General features: G+C 70.4%; 13 protein-coding genes. 1 reads left to right on the top strand and 12 read right to left on the bottom strand.

Features of this window, described 5'->3' with window-relative positions:
* Window positions 1–446 precede the first annotated feature (446 nt).
* The 11 genes from ACTWPP_RS12630 to ACTWPP_RS12580 form a co-directional block, all read right to left on the bottom strand.
* A complete protein-coding gene (locus ACTWPP_RS12630; RefSeq protein ID WP_443104573.1) occupies window positions 447–1664 on the bottom strand; it encodes a sulfite oxidase in 1218 nt (405 codons plus the stop codon).
* Between the two features lie 886 nt (window positions 1665–2550).
* Complete coding sequence (gene fabG / locus ACTWPP_RS12625; protein ID WP_443104390.1) at window positions 2551–3336, bottom strand: 3-oxoacyl-ACP reductase FabG; 786 nt, start codon at window positions 3334–3336, stop codon at window positions 2551–2553.
* Between the two features lie 16 nt (window positions 3337–3352).
* Window positions 3353–4360, bottom strand: coding sequence for a phosphotransferase enzyme family protein (locus tag ACTWPP_RS12620; protein WP_443104389.1), 1008 nt, complete (start codon window positions 4358–4360; stop codon window positions 3353–3355).
* A gap of 28 nt (window positions 4361–4388) precedes the next feature.
* Window positions 4389–5165, bottom strand: a complete 777-nt coding sequence (locus ACTWPP_RS12615) for a hypothetical protein (protein WP_443104388.1) — start codon at window positions 5163–5165, stop codon at window positions 4389–4391.
* A 5-nt stretch (window positions 5166–5170) separates the two neighbouring features.
* Entirely contained in the window at window positions 5171–5452 is a 282-nt protein-coding gene (locus ACTWPP_RS12610; protein WP_443104387.1) for a BMC domain-containing protein, read from the bottom strand.
* A gap of 49 nt (window positions 5453–5501) precedes the next feature.
* Complete coding sequence (locus ACTWPP_RS12605) at window positions 5502–5765, bottom strand: EutN/CcmL family microcompartment protein (RefSeq protein ID WP_443104386.1); 264 nt, start codon at window positions 5763–5765, stop codon at window positions 5502–5504.
* Window positions 5759–6238, bottom strand: coding sequence for a hypothetical protein (locus ACTWPP_RS12600; protein ID WP_443104385.1), 480 nt, complete (start codon window positions 6236–6238; stop codon window positions 5759–5761). The genes ACTWPP_RS12605 and ACTWPP_RS12600 overlap by 7 nt, the downstream gene beginning before the upstream one ends.
* Window positions 6235–6840 (bottom strand): BMC domain-containing protein, encoded by a 606-nt coding sequence (locus tag ACTWPP_RS12595; RefSeq protein WP_443104384.1) that lies wholly within the window; start codon window positions 6838–6840, stop codon window positions 6235–6237. Before ACTWPP_RS12595 ends, ACTWPP_RS12600 begins: the two co-directional genes overlap by 4 nt.
* Window positions 6833–8398, bottom strand: a complete 1566-nt coding sequence (locus ACTWPP_RS12590; RefSeq protein ID WP_443104383.1) for an aldehyde dehydrogenase family protein — start codon at window positions 8396–8398, stop codon at window positions 6833–6835. Before ACTWPP_RS12590 ends, ACTWPP_RS12595 begins: the two co-directional genes overlap by 8 nt.
* Entirely contained in the window at window positions 8395–9738 is a 1344-nt protein-coding gene (locus ACTWPP_RS12585; protein ID WP_443104382.1) for a class-III pyridoxal-phosphate-dependent aminotransferase, read from the bottom strand. The genes ACTWPP_RS12590 and ACTWPP_RS12585 overlap by 4 nt, the downstream gene beginning before the upstream one ends.
* Window positions 9739–9995: 257 nt before the next feature.
* Entirely contained in the window at window positions 9996–10811 is an 816-nt protein-coding gene (locus ACTWPP_RS12580; RefSeq protein WP_443104381.1) for a GntR family transcriptional regulator, read from the bottom strand.
* 278 nt (window positions 10812–11089) lie between these two features.
* Here ACTWPP_RS12580 and ACTWPP_RS12575 point away from each other — a divergent pair, with 278 nt between their 5' ends.
* The gene (locus ACTWPP_RS12575; RefSeq protein WP_443104380.1) at window positions 11090–12628 is read left to right on the top strand and encodes an APC family permease; all 1539 of its coding nucleotides are present in this window, start codon (window positions 11090–11092) and stop codon (window positions 12626–12628) included.
* 78 nt (window positions 12629–12706) lie between these two features.
* On the opposite strand, the gene ACTWPP_RS12570 is transcribed toward ACTWPP_RS12575, so the two are convergent.
* Window positions 12707–15187, bottom strand: coding sequence for a glycosyltransferase family 2 protein (locus ACTWPP_RS12570; RefSeq protein ID WP_443104379.1), 2481 nt, complete (start codon window positions 15185–15187; stop codon window positions 12707–12709).
* Between the last annotated feature and the right edge of the window lie 552 nt (window positions 15188–15739).

Raw genomic sequence — 15739 nt, 5'->3', positions numbered from 1 at the left:
GCGGGCGTAGCAGGGCGAACGCCTCACCTCGACCATGCCGGGCAAGCAGGAGCGAAAAGAACCCAGCGCTCGCCGTACTCGGCCGTGATCTTGGTGACACCTGACCGGTAGGTCTGTGAAAGAGCAAGAAGACCTCCTGACGTGAGGTTTCGCCGGACTTCACCAACCACAAGGCGGTCTTCGATAGGCGACGCAACGCCCGGCTGACCTACGGCAGATGCCTGCTCATTCGCCGTGTCGAGTTCCGCCAAAGAGGCGGGGACGGCCCGGCCCAACGGTCCCGCACCAGCCCGTCACACCCGAGACCGAGGAACGGTGGTGACAGCCCGCGGTGAGTTGCGGGACCGACCCCAATCAGATGCGCGGGCCACCGGCGTCCCGCCCCGCACCGTCACCCGCCCAGGTGCGGCCGCAGGTCGTCGGCTGGGCCGCGGGCAAGGGCGGCGTCATTCGTCCGGGAGGCAGACGACCTCGACCTCTTGGGGGGCGTTGTTGGCGAAGCCGCCGCGATTCCAGGCCTGGCCGTCCGGCTGCACGTTGCCCGCCTCGTCCGAGGCTCGTGCCGACAGCAGGTGGCGGCCGGGGGTCGGGGACCAGTCGATTGTCCAGGAGCGCCAGGTCCACGGTGCGCCGTCGTCCTCGTCGAGGGTGGCCGGTGCCCATGATCCGCCGCCATCGGTGCTCACCTCGACCCCGCGCACCGGTGCGCGACCGGACCAGGCTTTGCCTTCCAGCGTGATCGGCGCGGGCCGGACGATCCGTCTCCGGGACATGAAGTCGGGGAAACCCGGCGGGATCAGCAATGCGCGCGGTTCGATCCGCGTCACCGCCTCTCCCTCTTCGCCGGCGTCCTGGCGGAGGCGGTAGGCGACAGTCTGCTGGAAACCGGTGAACGGCTCGTCCACGGCCGTGATTCGCGTGAGCCACTTGACGTGCGCCATGCCGTACCAGCCCGGTATGACCAGGCGCAGCGGGTGACCGTGCTGAGCAGGCAGGGGCGCGCCGTTCATTTCGTAGGCGAGGATCGTCTCCTCGCGCATGGCCTCGGAGACGGGGAGACTGCGCTGATAATCCTGCTCCACGCCGCGTTCGACACCGTGATCCGCGCCGGTGAAGACCAGCTCCACGGCCGACTCGTCCAGACCGGCCAACGTGAGCACCTCGCGAAGGGGGACGCCGGTCCAGTCGGCGGTACCCACCGCCTCGACGATCCAGGGCTGGCTGACCGGCCGCGGCGTGAGGCGAGCCCGCCCGTTCCCAGCGCATTCCATGGTCACCCGCACCGTGCGGCTCGGCATCCCGCGCAGCGCGTTGATGTCCAACGCCAGCGGCCGACCCACGCATCCCCCGACATCCAGCCGCCACGTACCGACGTCGATCGCGGGGATGTCGTAATGAATGAGCAGATAATGCAGGCCCACGGGAGTCACCTCGTAGCGCAGGGCCTCCAGCGGCATCCCGTGATTGCGTGCGGCCAGCGCCAGTTCATGTTCGCTGAGACCCTCACCGACCTCGGCGAGGCGCGCCGACTCGCTGATCTCGCCCCGAGTCATGTCCACACGAGCCAGCATCGCATATCGCCTGTTCACCGCCACCCCGGCACGCAGCCCACGATGCTCTGCGACTGCCGTCGATGATCGTGCGCTTGCCGAAAACTCATCCACGTAGGTCAAGCAGCATGCCGATACTCGTTGGGGACCCGCCCAGACCTCGGCGTCTTCGTACATCCAGGCTGGCGATCTGGTCCGGATCGGTGACCGGTGTGGGCAGCGGATGCTATGGGCGAGGTTCGCGATGCCCTGGTGAGGTCTCGAACTCGCGTTGGGCGCAGAGCGGGTGCCGCTTGATCCAGATCAATGTGCGGTCGAGCAGTTCTACGCGCAGGTGACCCAGCTGAACGTCGGCCGGGTGCCGCAACGTGCTTTTAGCGCGGGCGCTGGCCAGGGTGGACGTTACCGATAACGACCGGCGCTACTCCGACCACCGGATACAGCACGCGATCGCGCCATTCCCGTCCGAGGGACGTCACCAGTGCTCTTACCGACCTGGGTCTGGACACCGGGTCGTCATTGAGCGTGCTGGCCGTCGATCTGTGGCGAAATCCGACCGGGCGGACGGGTCCGCTGGGCGACGACCTGGGTCACGCCCGCATCCTGCGAACGTCGGCGCTGACCGCCGTACCACGAATGTGCGCCGCCTAACCGGGTGTGACGCGGCTCGCCGACGTTCGGTCCGACGTCGTCGGTCCAGGAGCGCACCCCCAAACACGCGGCGGGAGACGACGTACGGCCGGTCGGCGAGCCGGACCGCAGGTCGCGGAACGAGGTGACATCGCTGCGACCGCACCGATGTCCGGCTCGACGACTCACCTCCTGGGGCCTGTGCCGTCGCGGCACTCCGGCACGAATTCGGGTCATGGTCGGCCTGTCCCGTCTCACGTCCAGTCGCACGGCCGAGTAGCCGGCCGGGCGGGCTGAGCGTCCTGCGCGGCGGCGATCAGGACCTGGTCGTCTTCTGGTGGCCGCCGACGACCTCCCGGAGCGCGGTCGCTCAACCTGCCACGGCGTCCAGGGATTCGGGGAGCACTTGGCCACCGTCGACCACGAAGGTCTGGCCGGTGATGAAGGCCGCTTCGTCGGTCGCCAGGAAGAGGGCCAGATTGCCGACGTCCTCGACCGTGCCCAGGCGTCCCAGCGGGATGGACGCGGCCATCGACTTCAGGTATCCGTCGCCGAGTTCGGCGACACCTTCGGTGAGGACGTTGCCGGGCAGGATGGCGTTGACCGTGATGCCGGCCTCGGCCAGTTCGAGGGCGGCGCTGCGGGCGAAACCGAGCTGGCCCGCCTTGCTCGCCCCGTAGTGGGACCAGCCGGCGAACCCGGTGAGCGGTCCGGTGATGGAGGAGGTGATGATGACCCGGCCGTTGCCCGACCTGGTCAGCGCGTCCAGGCAGGCCCGGACGGAGAGGATGGCGCCCTTGAGGTTGACCCCGAGAACGGCGTCCAGGTCCGCAGCGGTCATCTCGACGAGCGGGGTCGAGGGGAAGATTCCGGCGTTGGCGCAGACGACGTCGATCCCGCCGTGGCGTTCCCGCGCGGTGAGCGCCACGCGCTCGCAGTCCTCCTCGTTCGACACGTCCGCGGCGATGGCGGAGATCCGGCCGGTGACCGCCTCGTCCGCCGCGATCTCCGCGGCCGTCCGTCGCGCGGCGGCTTCGTCGCGTGCGGTGATGAGGACATGGGCGCCGGCGCGCGCGAAGACGGCCGCGATGCCCTTGCCGATGCCCTTGCTGCCGCCGGTCACCACGACCGAGCGCCCTGTTATGGGGGTGAACATTGCCTGTTCTCCTTGTCTAGTGGAGCACGTCCGGCTTGGCCAGGTATTGCTCCGCCATGGCGCATGCGGCGGGTGTGTACGTGGCGGCGAGCGTCTTGGCTTCGGGCACCTCGCCGTGGGATCCCAGCCATGCGATCATCAGCAGCCGGCGGAGCATGATCAGCGTGGGGATCTCCGCCAGTTCCGCGCTGGACAGTGCGCGGACCGTGCCGTATCCGCGCAGCCAGGCGTCGATCATCTGCCCGGCCCGCGGATGATCCTCGATGAACGTCAGAGCGGTTGCCAGGTCGTAGAGGTGCCAGCTGTATCCGCAGTCGTCGAAGTCGATGACGTGGGTGGTGCTCTCATGGTGCAGCAGGTTCGCCAGCCGCATGTCCGCGTGCACGAGCCCGAAGCGGTCCGGGGTCCGGCCGAATCGGTCCAGGCGCGCACGGACCAGCCGCTCCACGCGTTCCAGCAGCGCGGTCTCCGCGAGCCCGACGCCGGGCCCGTCGCGCCAGTGGCCCCAGCGGGGAAGTTCTCCGAAGGCGTCGTCGCAGTCCCAGCTGAACCTGCGGAACCACGGCGGGGGACGCCATCCGCGCGCGTGCCGGTGCAGCCCGGCGGTGATCTGGCCGAGCCTTTCGAACCAGGGGACCAGTTCCTCGTCTTCGGACGGCGCCTCTCCGGGCAGGCGTTCGAAGAGCACGCAGTGACGCCGTTCGATGCCGTCCGGATGGGCGACGTCGGCAACCAGCCGCCCACCGGTGGTGGGGAGCGCGACGGGGGCGGCGACCTGCGCCTCCTGGCGCAGCGAGGCCGTCCAGGCGAGTTCGGAACGGATGGCTTCGAGGTCGTGGTAATCGGGGCGGTGCACGCGCAGCACCGCTTCGAGTTCCCCGTCCCGGAGAAGGTAGGTCGCGTTCTCCGACAGGTTCAGCAAGGTGACCTCGGCCGTCGCCGGGTCCCAGCCGTAGTGCGGCAGCGCGGCCTCGGCGATCGCTCGCAGGCGGTCGGGGTGATGAGCGTTTCCCTGCTCGCTCATGTGTCCTCCACAGGTGTGCGGCCGGATGTCAGTCGCGGCCCTCGATGGACAGGAGCACCCTTTCGATCTCGTCGCGAGCCCGGGCGACACCCTCGGCCGCCCCGGCGATGTAGACGCGTCCCGCCGCCCCGATCATCTGGACGTCGACCAGCGTGTTGTCCGGCGCGACCGCCTCGGCCGCGTTGGCCGCGACGGCGGCGAACAGCGCCGGCGCCATCTCGAAGACCAGCAGGTGCTGGCCGGGCATGACCATCGACGCCTGCCGGTTCCGGTTGGCGATGACCGCGTGCTGGTCGGTGATGTTCTCGATGATGTCGGAGTACAGGATCCTCGGCCGCAGCTGGGCGCTGCCGCTCGCCCCGATCCCGGCGAGGATCGCCTCCCCGGACTCCATGACCTTGGCGAGGCTGCCGGCGTGCACCTCGAGGATGCCGAACTGGCGTTCCACGAACAGCAGGCCCACCTCGATCTCGGGGACCGACTTGACCGCCAGGTCGGTGACACGCTCGATCGCCAGGCCGGGCGCCACCTCCACGATCAGGGCGTGGTCGCCCTCCAGCGGCGGGTAGCCGCGCCCTCTGGTGGGGGTTCCCAGATATGCGGCGAACTGCCGGCGCAGGCTTTCCAGCAGCAGGTAGACCCGCAGTTCGGCGGTCCGCCCGGCCGCCGCGGTGCCGGCCTTGGCGGCCGGTGCCGCGGGCGCGGTGGCGCGGCCCGGCTTCGCGGGGGACTTCGCCCGCTGGGACGCCTGGGGCGGGGCCGTGCCTTCCGGTCGTTCCCGGTCGCCGATGCGTTTCGGGGGCATCGCGGTCACTCGGCGGCGACGTTGAAGTGCTTGGCGAGTTCGGCGTGGGGCCTGGGGATGACGTGGACGGAGACCAGCTCGCCGACGGTCGAGGCCGTCTCGGCGGCCGCCTCGGTCGCGGCCTTGACCGCGCCGACGTCCCCGTTGACGACGACCGCGATCAGGCCGTCACCGACCTCCTCCCGTCCGACGATGGTCACGTTGGCGGCCTTGACCATGGCGTCGGAGGCGGCGAGGGCCGCGACGTAGCCTCGTGTCTCGATCATTCCGATCGCATTGCTCGACATTTCGATGTTCCTTTCGGTGATGGTGCCTTACTGGACGCGCGATGCGCGGTCAGCCGGTCGCGTTCTCCGCGGCCGGCGGGTCGATGGACCCGATGAGCAGGGCGTCGATCGGGGGCGGCGGCGCGGGGAACTGGGCCGCGGCCACCGCGCCCTGGACGACCAGGACCTGCTCGCCCACGCCGCAGCCGAGGGTGTCGAAGGCGACGATGCGGGACCCGGTGTCGGCCACCTCGACTTCGAGGAAGGCGCCACTGGGAAGATCGGGCAGCTTCCGGCTGGCCCAGACGGCCCGGATCACGGTCGCCCTCAACACGGCGGTTCCTTCTCGATCACGACGCCGAGTTCGCGTGCCTTCTCGCGCGCCAGCGGCGTCAGGACGGCGCGGCGTCCGAGGAGCAGCGTGAGGTTGCGCCCGGCGGCATCGGCGACCTGCCGTTCGGTGACCGCCCCGCGCTCGACCCTGCGTACCGCCGGTTCCCGGGGAACCGGTTCTCCGGAAGGCGGATCCGCCGGAGGCGGATTCGCCGAGGGGGAGGCGGACGCCGGGGGCGGCGCCAGGCGGTATCTCAGGCGTCCCTCGCGCAGTGCCCGCCGATCGCCGGGGACGTCGAACAGCCGCAGGAGATCGCCCACGAACGCCGCCAGCTCCGCATCCGTGGTGATCGACACGGTCCGCTGGACGACCGTGGGCGGGGAGGACGCCGGGCGTTCCAACGCGGCCACGACCTCCCGCACGACGTCGCGCACGACCTCCCGTAGTTCGGCCGGGCCGGCGAGCGTGGTCATCGGGCCCTCCGCAGGGCCCGCTCGGCCGCCTCGGCGGCCATGCGCACGTCGGTCTCGCGGCCGCTGAGGTAGACGCGTCCGGTGGCGCCGATCATCCGATAGTCGATGACCTTGATATCGGCGGCCTTCTCGGCCTCGTTGGCGGCCAGGATCGCGTAGGAGGCCGGCTGCATCTCCAGCACGAACAGCGATTCGCCGGGAAGCGTCATGGAGCCCGCCTTGTTCCGGTTGATCAGGTAGGCGTGCATGGGATCCACGCTGGTGATGATCTTCGAGGCGAGGACGGTGGGGGCGGCCGTGGCAGATGTGTCCGCCCCGAGCGCGTCGAGGACCGCGGCGCCGGCGCCGCGCACCGCCGAGGTGGAGCGGGAGTGCAGTTCCAGGTAGCCGAACTGCCGCTCGACGACCAGGATCCCGGCGTGCACGTCGGAGTGCTTGAGCGCGACGTCGGTCAGCGGCTCGATGTCGAGTCCCGGCGCGATCTCGATGATCTGGGCGGCCATGTTGGTGCGGGGCAGGCTGCCCCGGATCCAGGTGCCCAGGTAGCACATCGTCTGGGGTTGGAGCTGGTCGATGAAGATGAACGAGCGGAGTTCAGCCATGGTCGGTCCCGATCACGTCGTGGAGTTCCTGGATGACCAGGCGCCGGATCTCCTCGCGGAGCGCGGCGAGATCCGGCCGGTCCGGTGACGCGGGTCGATCGCCGGGGCGATGCCCGTTCGGCGGCGCCGCGGCGCGCACGGCCTCGCGGCCGGTGTGTTCGATCTCGTCGGCGTCCCAGGGCTGCAGGCCGGTGAAGTCGCCGAAGCCCGCGGCACTGTCGTAGGCCACGCGCTGCCAGTCGACCAGGTGCTGCGGTCCCAGGTTCTCGCCCAGCGAACTGCGCCCCAGGTAGCCGGTCCCGACCGTCATGGTGGGGGCCAGGGCGGTGCTGAAGCCGCCCGCGCCGGTGCTGCTCCCGGTGTTCACGATCACCCGGAGGGCGCCCACGCCCGCCGCGTAGTGCATGATCTCCCTCGGCACGGACGAGTGGATCGCGGCCGAGTGCCCGGCACCGGCGATGCGCAGGATCGCGCGCGCCGCGGCCGTGCCCTCCCGCGCCCCCGCCACCGTCTGCAGGCCCAGCACCGGGGAGAGCTTCTCGTGGGTGAACGGCTCCTCGGGCACCGCGGACTCGAACGGGGCCAGCAGTACCCGGGTACCGGGGGGCACCGTGATGCCCGCCTCGCCGGCGATCCAGGTGGCGTCCTTGCCGATGGCGGAGGTGTTCAGCGCCCCACCGGGGAACAGGTACGAGCGGAGCCGGTCGCGGTCTTCGGGCGTGCAGGGGTGGGCGCCCGCGTGCCGGAGATGCTCGACGAGCGGGACGGCGATCCGCTCGTCGGCGATGACCACCGACTCGGCCGTGCACATCACCGAGTTGTCGAACGCCTTGCTGGTGACGATGTGCTCGGCCGCTGCGGGAAGATCGGCCGTTGCGGTCACGAACACCGGCGCGTTGCCCGGGCCGACCCCGAGCGCCGGGTTGCCGGACCCGTAGGCGGCCCTGACCACCGCCTGGCCTCCGGTGGCCAGGATCAGGTCGGTGCGCTCGTCCGTCATGAGCGCCTCCACCAGGGCGATGGACGGCTCGTCCACCACCTGGATCGCCCCGTCGGGGGCCCCGGCCGCGACCGCCGCGCGTTCCAGCGTCCGGACCGCGTCCGCCGAACTGCCGCGGGCGGCCGGATGCGGGCTGATGATCACCGCGTTCCGGGTCATCAGGGTGAGCAGCACCGTGAAGTAGACGGTGGAGACCGGGTTGGTGGACGGCGTCAGAGCGAAGATCACCCCGGCCGGGCGGGGTATCTCCACGATCTTGGCGGCGGCGTCGACGCGCGCGCTGGTGAAATCCGCGCCCGCATAGTGCTCGACCAGGCCGCGCGAGCACAGCTCGTTCTTGATCCGCTTGTGCTCGACGACGCCGAACCCGGTCTCGCGCACCGCCCGTTCGGCGTACTCCTGCGCCGACGCCGCGGCGGCGTCCGCGACCTGGGCGACGATGCGCCGCACGTGGTCCGCGTCGAAGCGCGCGAACTCCCGGGCCGCCCACCGCGCCCGGCCCAGCATCAGCCGGGCGCGCTCGGTCCGCCGCTGTTCCTCGATGCTCCGCCCGTTCATGCCACGGCCTTCCGGTACGGGCTCGCGGTGGCTTCGCGGCGCGCGGCGCCGACGGCCGCGTCCAGGCGTTCCAGCAGCTCGTCCACCAGATCCGGGCTCATCTGCAACCCGGGCTTGAACTGCAGGACGGCCGGATCGAGGGTCGCGTGGATGGCCCATACGCCGCGTTCGTACAGCGCCCTGCTCACCAGCTTGCCGCCCTGCGGATGGGCGAATTCCAGGCCGATGACCAGACCGTCCTGCCGGATCCCGTGGAAGAAGTCGCCGTGCCGCGCGCTGATCTCCGCCAGGCCCCGTTCCAGCGAGCCGGCGATGTGGCCGACGGTGGAGCGCAGCTCCGGGCGCCCGCAGATGTCCAGCACGGTCAGCGCCATGACGCAGCCGAGCTCGGCGCCGCCGAAGGTCGAGACGTGGCCCCAGCCGTCCTCGTGCAGCCAGCGGGACGCCCGCTCGTTCAGCAGTGCCGCCCCGATCGGGTACAGCCCGCCGCCCAGGCCCTTACCGGTGACGAGGATGTCCGGGACGACCCCGCGCTTGTCGATGGCCCACATCTCGCCGGTGCGCATGAGCCCCGTCTGGACCTCGTCGATGATGAAGAGGGCGCCGTGGGTCTCGCACAGCCGTTTGACCGTCTCGAGGTACCCGGGCGCCGGCATGGGAAAGCCGAAAGTGGCCGGGATCGTCTCGAGCAGCACGCCGGCCACGTCACCGCGGGCCAGCACCTGTTCCATCGCGGCCGGGTCGTTGAACGGCACCTGGGTGAACTCCTCGGGCCGGGACGCGCGGAACGGCTCGGAGAAACGCCGGTCGCCCGCCGCCACCGCCAGGCCCGTGTGCCCGTGGAAGGCCTTGACCGCCGACACGATCCGGGACCGCCCGGTCGCGTGGCGGGCCGACTTGATGGCGATGTCGATCGCCTCGCCGCCTCCGCTGCTGAAGACCACCTTGCTCATGTGCGGGGCACAGGTGGCCAGCAGCGCCTCGGCGAGGGCGGTCCGGGCCAGCGCCGGAAAGTGGTGGTTGCCCACGTCGAAGCGCTGCACGGCGTCGCGCAGCGCGCCCACCAGTTCCGGGTGGAGGTGTCCCAGGCTGTAGGTCCCTCCGTTGAGGTGGACGTCGATCAGTCGCCTGCCCGACATGTCCCAGATGAAGTAGCCCTCGCGGCGGTCGATGACCAGGTCGATGCCATCGGCCAGCCAGGCGCCCGTCTTGCCGGGGTTCCACGTTCTCGCGGATCTGTCCAGCAGATCTTCCTTGGACGTGTAGGCGAAGTATCCGTAGTCGAACACGATGCTCAGGACCTGCCTCGATGTCGGCCACCTGACGGCGGATCGAACCATTTAGTGAACCGTAAGCATGATCTGGTTCAATTATGGTTGTCAAGGGGCGGCGGCAGAACCTGCGGAATCCCGGTGGCCGGGTCAGGGCGACGACACCCGGCGGGACGCAGGGATGGCGCGCGGGAGCGTCGGCGGGGGAACGGTTCGACGTCCGCGGCGTTCGCGGACGAACCGGCGGCGTTCGCGGATGAACCGAAGGGGCGCGGAGGACACCCGCCGTTCGCGGACGAACCGGAAGGTTCGAGGAAGAACGGAGGTCAGGTGCCCTCGACGTCGGTGCGGGTGATGCGGACGGCCGCCGCGTCCTCCTGGTGCCCGGTTCCGGCGTTCTTGCTCTGCACGGTGATGCGGGTGCGGTCGGCCCGGAACAGATCGCGGGAGTGCTCGAACGGCACGTCGTCGGCCGAGCGGGCGACCCGGTCGATCGACAGGAGCGGGGCGCCGGCGTCCACGCCGAGCAGCCCCCCTTCGGCGGCCTTGGCCGACACCACCTCGATGTGCTCGGTGACCGTCACCGGCCGCACGCCGTAGCACTCTTCCAGCAGCTGGTAGATCGACCCGCCGAGCGGCCGTTCCAGCAGGCCGGGGAACAGGCTCTCGGGCAGCCGGGCGTGTTCGAGGGAGATCGGGATGCCGTCGGCCAGGCGGATGCGGATGAGCTCGACGACGAACGTCCCCTCGGGGAGGCGCAGGGCCCGCCGGACCGTCTCGTCCGCCTCGACCAGGCCGGTGCGCAGGATCTTGGTGCCCGCGCTGTAGCCCTGCCGCCGCAGGTAGGCGGGAACGCCGGCGACGTGCGACAGGTCTCGCTCGACCGGGCGGTGGCTGACGAAGGTGCCGCCGTTGCGCCCGGCGGTGCGCCGCACCAGACCGGCCCTGGCCAGGCTGTCGAGCGCCTGCCGCAGCGTGTTCCGGCTCACGCCGTACCGCTCGGCCAGCGCGCGTTCGGCGCCGAGCCGCTCGCCCGGCCGCCGGCGGCCGCCGTTGATCTCATCCAGCAGGCGGCGCCGGACCTCTTCGACGGCGCTGTCCCGGTTGTCGAGGTCCGGGTCCGTGTCCGCTTCGCCCGCCACCCCATGCTCCCCTCATCGCTCGCGCGTTACGGTCCGACCGCTACCGGTCAGCATAGACCGTTGGCTCCGCGCTCAGGCCTGCAGCACCACGCGGCCCAACTCGTCCACTATTCGGCTCTACCGATATCTTGTTTGGTCAGAATCGGTATGCCACCATGCCGGTACCGCCGATCGCGGTCGTCCAGCACCGATTCGTCCGACGTAAGGCGCCCCCACCGAGTGCGCCGGCCGTGGATGCGTCGGTCGCAGCCACCAGGCCAGTCCCCCGAGGAACTCTCATGATCGAGAACTCATCGACCGATCGAGCGACTCCGTCCCAGCGGCAGCCCCGGATCCAGGCGCTGCGGCCCAACAGCGTCGGGCTGGTGGGCGTCGTCTTCATGGTGGTCGCCACGGCGGCGCCGATCTCCGCGATGACCGGCAACCTGCCCGTGGCGCTCGGCTTCGGCAACGAGACCGGCGCCCCCGCCGGCTACCTGGTCGCCACCGTGGTGCTGAGCGTGTTCGCACTCGGATACACCGCGATGGCCCGCCACATCACCACGACCGGCGCGTTCTACGGCTACATCTCCCACGGGCTCGGCCGCGGCCCCGGCATGGCCTCCGGCCTGCTCGCCGTCATCGCCTACATGCTCTTCGAGCCGTGCCTGATCGGCCTGCTCTCCTCGTTCGGGCACGCGACGCTCAAGGCGCAGTTCGGCGTCGACGTGCCCTGGATCGCGATCGCCCTGGTGGCGCTCGCCGTCAACGCCGTGCTGGCCCACTTCGACCTCAACCTGGCCGCGCGGGTGCTGGGCGTGCTGCTGATCGGGGAGCTGGCGGTGCTCACCGCCATGGCCGTGGGCGTCCTCGTCCAGGGCGGCGGCCCGGACGGGCTGCCGCTCGAACCGATCAACCCGGTCAACGCCTTCGACGGGGTCAACCCGGGGCTCGGCCTGTTCTTCGCCTTCTGGTCCTGGGTCGGTTTCGAGTCGACGGCCATGTACGGCGAGGAGTCCCGCGACCCCCGGCGCGTCATCCCGATCGCCACCATGATCACCGTGGTGGGCATCGGCCTGTTCTACGTGTTCGTCTCCTGGATGGCCGTCTCGGGGCTCGGCCTCGCCGAGGCGGTGGCCCTCGCCCGGAACGACCCGTTCGCGATCATGCTCCAGCCGACGGAGACCTACCTCGGCCCCTGGGCGGTGGACGCGTTCCAGTGGTTGCTGATCACCGGGTCCTTCGCCTGCGCCCTGGCCTTCCACAACTGCGCGAGCCGTTATCTGTACGCCATCGGCCGGGAGGGCATCCTGCATCGCGGGCTCGGCCGCGCCCACGCCCGCCATGGCTCGCCGCACACGGCCTCCGCGGTGCAGTCGATCATCGCGACCGCGATCGTGCTGCTGTTCTGGTTCACCGGCCAGGATCCGTACCAGGTGCTGTTCGTGCTCCTGGCGCTGACGGGCACCATGGCGATCCTGATCGTGCAGGGTCTGTGCTCGTTCGCCGTCATCGGGTACTTCCGGCGGAACCATCGCGAGTCCCGGCACTGGTTCCGGACGCTCACCGCGCCCCTGCTCGGCGGGATCGCCTTCATCGCCCTCATCGTGCTGCTGTTCATGAACCTGGAGACGGCCGCCGGCACGGCCGCGGGCAGCCCGCTGTTCCCGCTGATCCCCTGGCTGGTGCTGGGCGTGTTCCTGTTCGGGCTGCTGCTGGCCGCGTTCCTGCGCGCGACCCGCCCGGACAAGTACGCGATCATCGGCCGCGTCGTCCTGTCCGACTCCCAGGAACGCGCCGAGCCGGTGGCACCCCCGGGCGACGAGAACCTTCAGTGACATGAGGGGAAGGGCGGGTGTCGTCGCGCACACGCCCTTCCCCGCCCAGGCGAGGGCACCCGGGTCACCGTGCCCACCTCAGGCTCGGCCGGCCGTGACGGACGCACCGCCGCGGGCGATCGGCCGGTGCGGATGCGGTTTCGGTGAAGCCTCGCCTGGTGGACCCGGTCGCCGGCATCCGTGCGGGCAGGTTCTGATGTCGACGTAGTCGACGGTCATGCTGGACGGGAAGTCGGCCGGCTCCGGCGCACCCGGCCAGTACCCGCCGACCGCGAGGTTCAGCAGCACGAAGACCGGTTGGTCGAACACCCAGCTTTGCTCGCCCAGCTCAGCGCGAGTGACCGAGTGGTACCGATGCCCGTCGGCGTACCAGTCGATCCGGTCCGGATCGCTGTGCCAGTCCACCGTGTAGGTGTGGAATCCGTTCGCCAGGCTCGAGCGGTCGCGGTGGCCCGCCCGTTTCCCGATCGGTTCCCCGCAGCCCGGGCAGTGCGCGACGCCGTACACCTCGCTGGGCCGCGACCCTCTGTATTCGATCACGTCGATCTCGCCGGCGTCCGGCCACCTCAGATCCTTCCGGAACGAACGCCCCAGCGCCCAGAACGTCGCCCATGACCCGCGCGCTGCGGGGAGCTTCACTCTGGCCTGGATCCGCAGCGTGCCGCCTTCCGGCGGAAGGTGGTCGCTGCGCCGCGTCTCCAACCGCGCGGACCGGTAGGTCCCGTCCCGGTCGGCCGTGGCCGTGATCACGAGCCGTCCGTTCCCGTCCAGCCGGGCGTGCCGCGGTGACCGTACGTACTCCTGGATCTCGCCGGTTCCCCAGTTCGGCGGTCCCCCGGGGTAGCTGTGCCCGGTGGTGAAGAGCCAGCGCCGTTCGTCCGGCGGCGCGCCGGCCGGACCGGTGAAGTCGTCGCGCCAGACCGTTGCCGCCGTGGGCCGCGGGACCGGTGGCATCGGCGGCGCGGAGACCTGTTCCGCGGCCGCCGCCGCCAGCACCACTCCCGCACACGAGATCACCACGCCTGACCAGCGCAGCGGCAAGGCCGGCGGCGCGAATCCGAACACCCGGTCCGGCGGCAGCACGAACGTCAGCGCCATCGCCAGGCACCACGCCACCGGCAGGACGACCCACGTGTCTTCGGCGGCCGGCAGGCCGAACGCGGCGGCGGCGCCCGCATACCCGAGCCGGGCCGCGACGGCGGCGGCACCGACGATCACGGCCACGAGGTTGACGGCCACGATCGCCCCGCGGACCGCGGCGTCGGAGGCCGCGGACAGCCCGGGCGTCGCCGGCCCGTGCGTGGGTGCCCACCCGCCGCGCCGGCCCGCGAGCGCCTCCAGGAGACCAAGGACGTATGCCGGGCTCGAGACCGCGTGCGCGACCGCTCCGGCCATGCCGTAGGTCCCGTTCTGCGCCCTGTTCGCGAGCGCCACCGTCACGAACGCGCTGGAGACGAGCGTGAGCAGGATTTCCGGTGGCGCCGACACCGGTGACACACGCCCCAGCAGATGCGCGCTCGGGAAGAACGCCATGAGCAGGACGATGATCGAGGCGAGGTAGTGCGTCCCCAGCAGGCAGTACTGGAGACGCTGCCGATGGCTCAGCCGACTGCGTCTCCAGAGCTGACGGCTCAGAAGGATCTCGAACGCCCCACGAGCCCAGCGCCGCTGCTGGCGTAGGAACATCGGCCAGTCCTCGGGGGGTAGCCCCTGGGCGAGGATCTCCGGAAGATAGAGCGTCCCCCAGCCGAGGGCGTGCAGCCGGAGCGAGGTGTGCACGTCCTCGGACTGGCTCCCGGGGTAGAGCCCACCGACCTGGTCGAGTGCCGCGCGCCGGAAGACCACGTTGGTGCCCACACAGAGCGCCGCTGTCTGCGCGGCCTTTCCCGGCATGACATGGCGGTAAAAGGCGCCCTGCGCCTGCCGGGCACCACGCGCGGCCAGCGATCGGCCAGCGCCGTAGCTTTGCGGCGTCTGGACGAATGCCAGGCGCTCGTCCGCGAAATGCCCAATGGTCCGGCGAAGGAACTCGCGATCCGGTCGGTGGTCCGCGTCGAAGACCGCCACCAGCTCACCGCGGGTATGGGCGAGCGCGTGGTTGACGTTGCCCGCCTTCCCATGTCTCCGGTCAGAACGGCGAAGGTATCCGACGCCTGCGCGGTGACACAGTTCCCGCAGTTCCAGGCTTGCGCCGTCGTCGAGTACCCACGTCCGGTGGGACACGTCCATGTCCCGGGCCGCCCGAATCACCGGAAGCACGACGTCGAGCGGCTCCCCGCACACGGTCACGAAAACGTCGATTCCACCGTCCCACCCGTCGGCGGTGACCGCCCGGGTCCCGGGGTGCCCACGCGTGCTCCACCAGGCGGCGGCGGTATGCCCGACCACGACGAACTGCAAAGTAATGGCGCCGAGCCAAAGCAGGAGCTCAACCGAGGTATCGGTCGAACCGAAGACCAGGAGGACGGCCTCGAAGGCCAGCGCGTGGAGGAACGCGAAGAGGGAGGCGGCACTACCCCACCGGCGCTTACTCCGCAGCTCCGGGCGGTCTTGCGACACGCTCGCCCGACGTGCTCTTACCACCGCACCCACTGTGGCGATCTCCTCCAACGAATCGTTCTCCAGCTGGACCGAACGTTCACCGCTCCGCCCACACCGAATGCGTCGCAACAGTAGATATCGCCGTTCCAAGCCGGGTGTGCGGCGTTCAGGACGGCGTTGGTGGATGTTCGTAAATGGGGGATCCATCGAACGGTTCGCGATGTCGCGGACCGGTCTCCACCGGGTGACCCAGTTTCCCACGACCACCGGCGCCTGACGGTCCGGTGGTATAGACCGGGCGCAAGATTGAGCCCTTTCCAACCTGCTGCGGTGATCTGGGAGTTGGGCTGACAGACGAGCGAAGCCCCTGGTAGATGGGTTTTCGACCAAGAAGACCGGCTCCACCAGAGGCTTCGCATGCTTGTCTGCCCGTCCGGCATCGATATGTCCAGCGCCGCCCTCAGGACTGAACGCCACTACGGTGACCTCGCCGGCGTGGCCGGTCCGCCGGGCCGTCTCCAGGTTTCGTCGGTTTCCGGTGTCCGCGTAACATCGCCCGGCGGGTGCGGC

This window comes from Actinomadura sp. 3N407, assembly GCF_052245875.1.
In the GTDB taxonomy this organism is placed as follows: Bacteria; Actinomycetota; Actinomycetes; order Streptosporangiales; family Streptosporangiaceae; genus Spirillospora.
Note: the sequence above shows the minus strand (reverse complement) of the source record. Positions and strands in the feature narration are given on the sequence as shown.

Bases quoted from the DNA above. Each gene is read 5' to 3' on its own strand.
- fabG (WP_443104390.1), bottom strand. From the start codon at position 3,336: ATGTTCACCCCCATAACAGGGCGCTCGGTCGTGGTGACCGGCGGCAGC.
- ACTWPP_RS12620 (WP_443104389.1), bottom strand. From the start codon at position 4,360: ATGAGCGAGCAGGGAAACGCTCATCACCCCGACCGCCTGCGAGCGATC.
- ACTWPP_RS12615 (WP_443104388.1), bottom strand. From the start codon at position 5,165: ATGCCCCCGAAACGCATCGGCGACCGGGAACGACCGGAAGGCACGGCC.
- ACTWPP_RS12610 (WP_443104387.1), bottom strand. From the start codon at position 5,452: ATGTCGAGCAATGCGATCGGAATGATCGAGACACGAGGCTACGTCGCG.
- ACTWPP_RS12600 (WP_443104385.1), bottom strand. From the start codon at position 6,238: ATGACCACGCTCGCCGGCCCGGCCGAACTACGGGAGGTCGTGCGCGAC.
- ACTWPP_RS12595 (WP_443104384.1), bottom strand. From the start codon at position 6,840: ATGGCTGAACTCCGCTCGTTCATCTTCATCGACCAGCTCCAACCCCAG.
- ACTWPP_RS12590 (WP_443104383.1), bottom strand. From the start codon at position 8,398: ATGAACGGGCGGAGCATCGAGGAACAGCGGCGGACCGAGCGCGCCCGG.
- ACTWPP_RS12585 (WP_443104382.1), bottom strand. From the start codon at position 9,738: ATGGTTCGATCCGCCGTCAGGTGGCCGACATCGAGGCAGGTCCTGAGC.
- ACTWPP_RS12575 (WP_443104380.1), top strand. From the start codon at position 11,090: ATGATCGAGAACTCATCGACCGATCGAGCGACTCCGTCCCAGCGGCAG.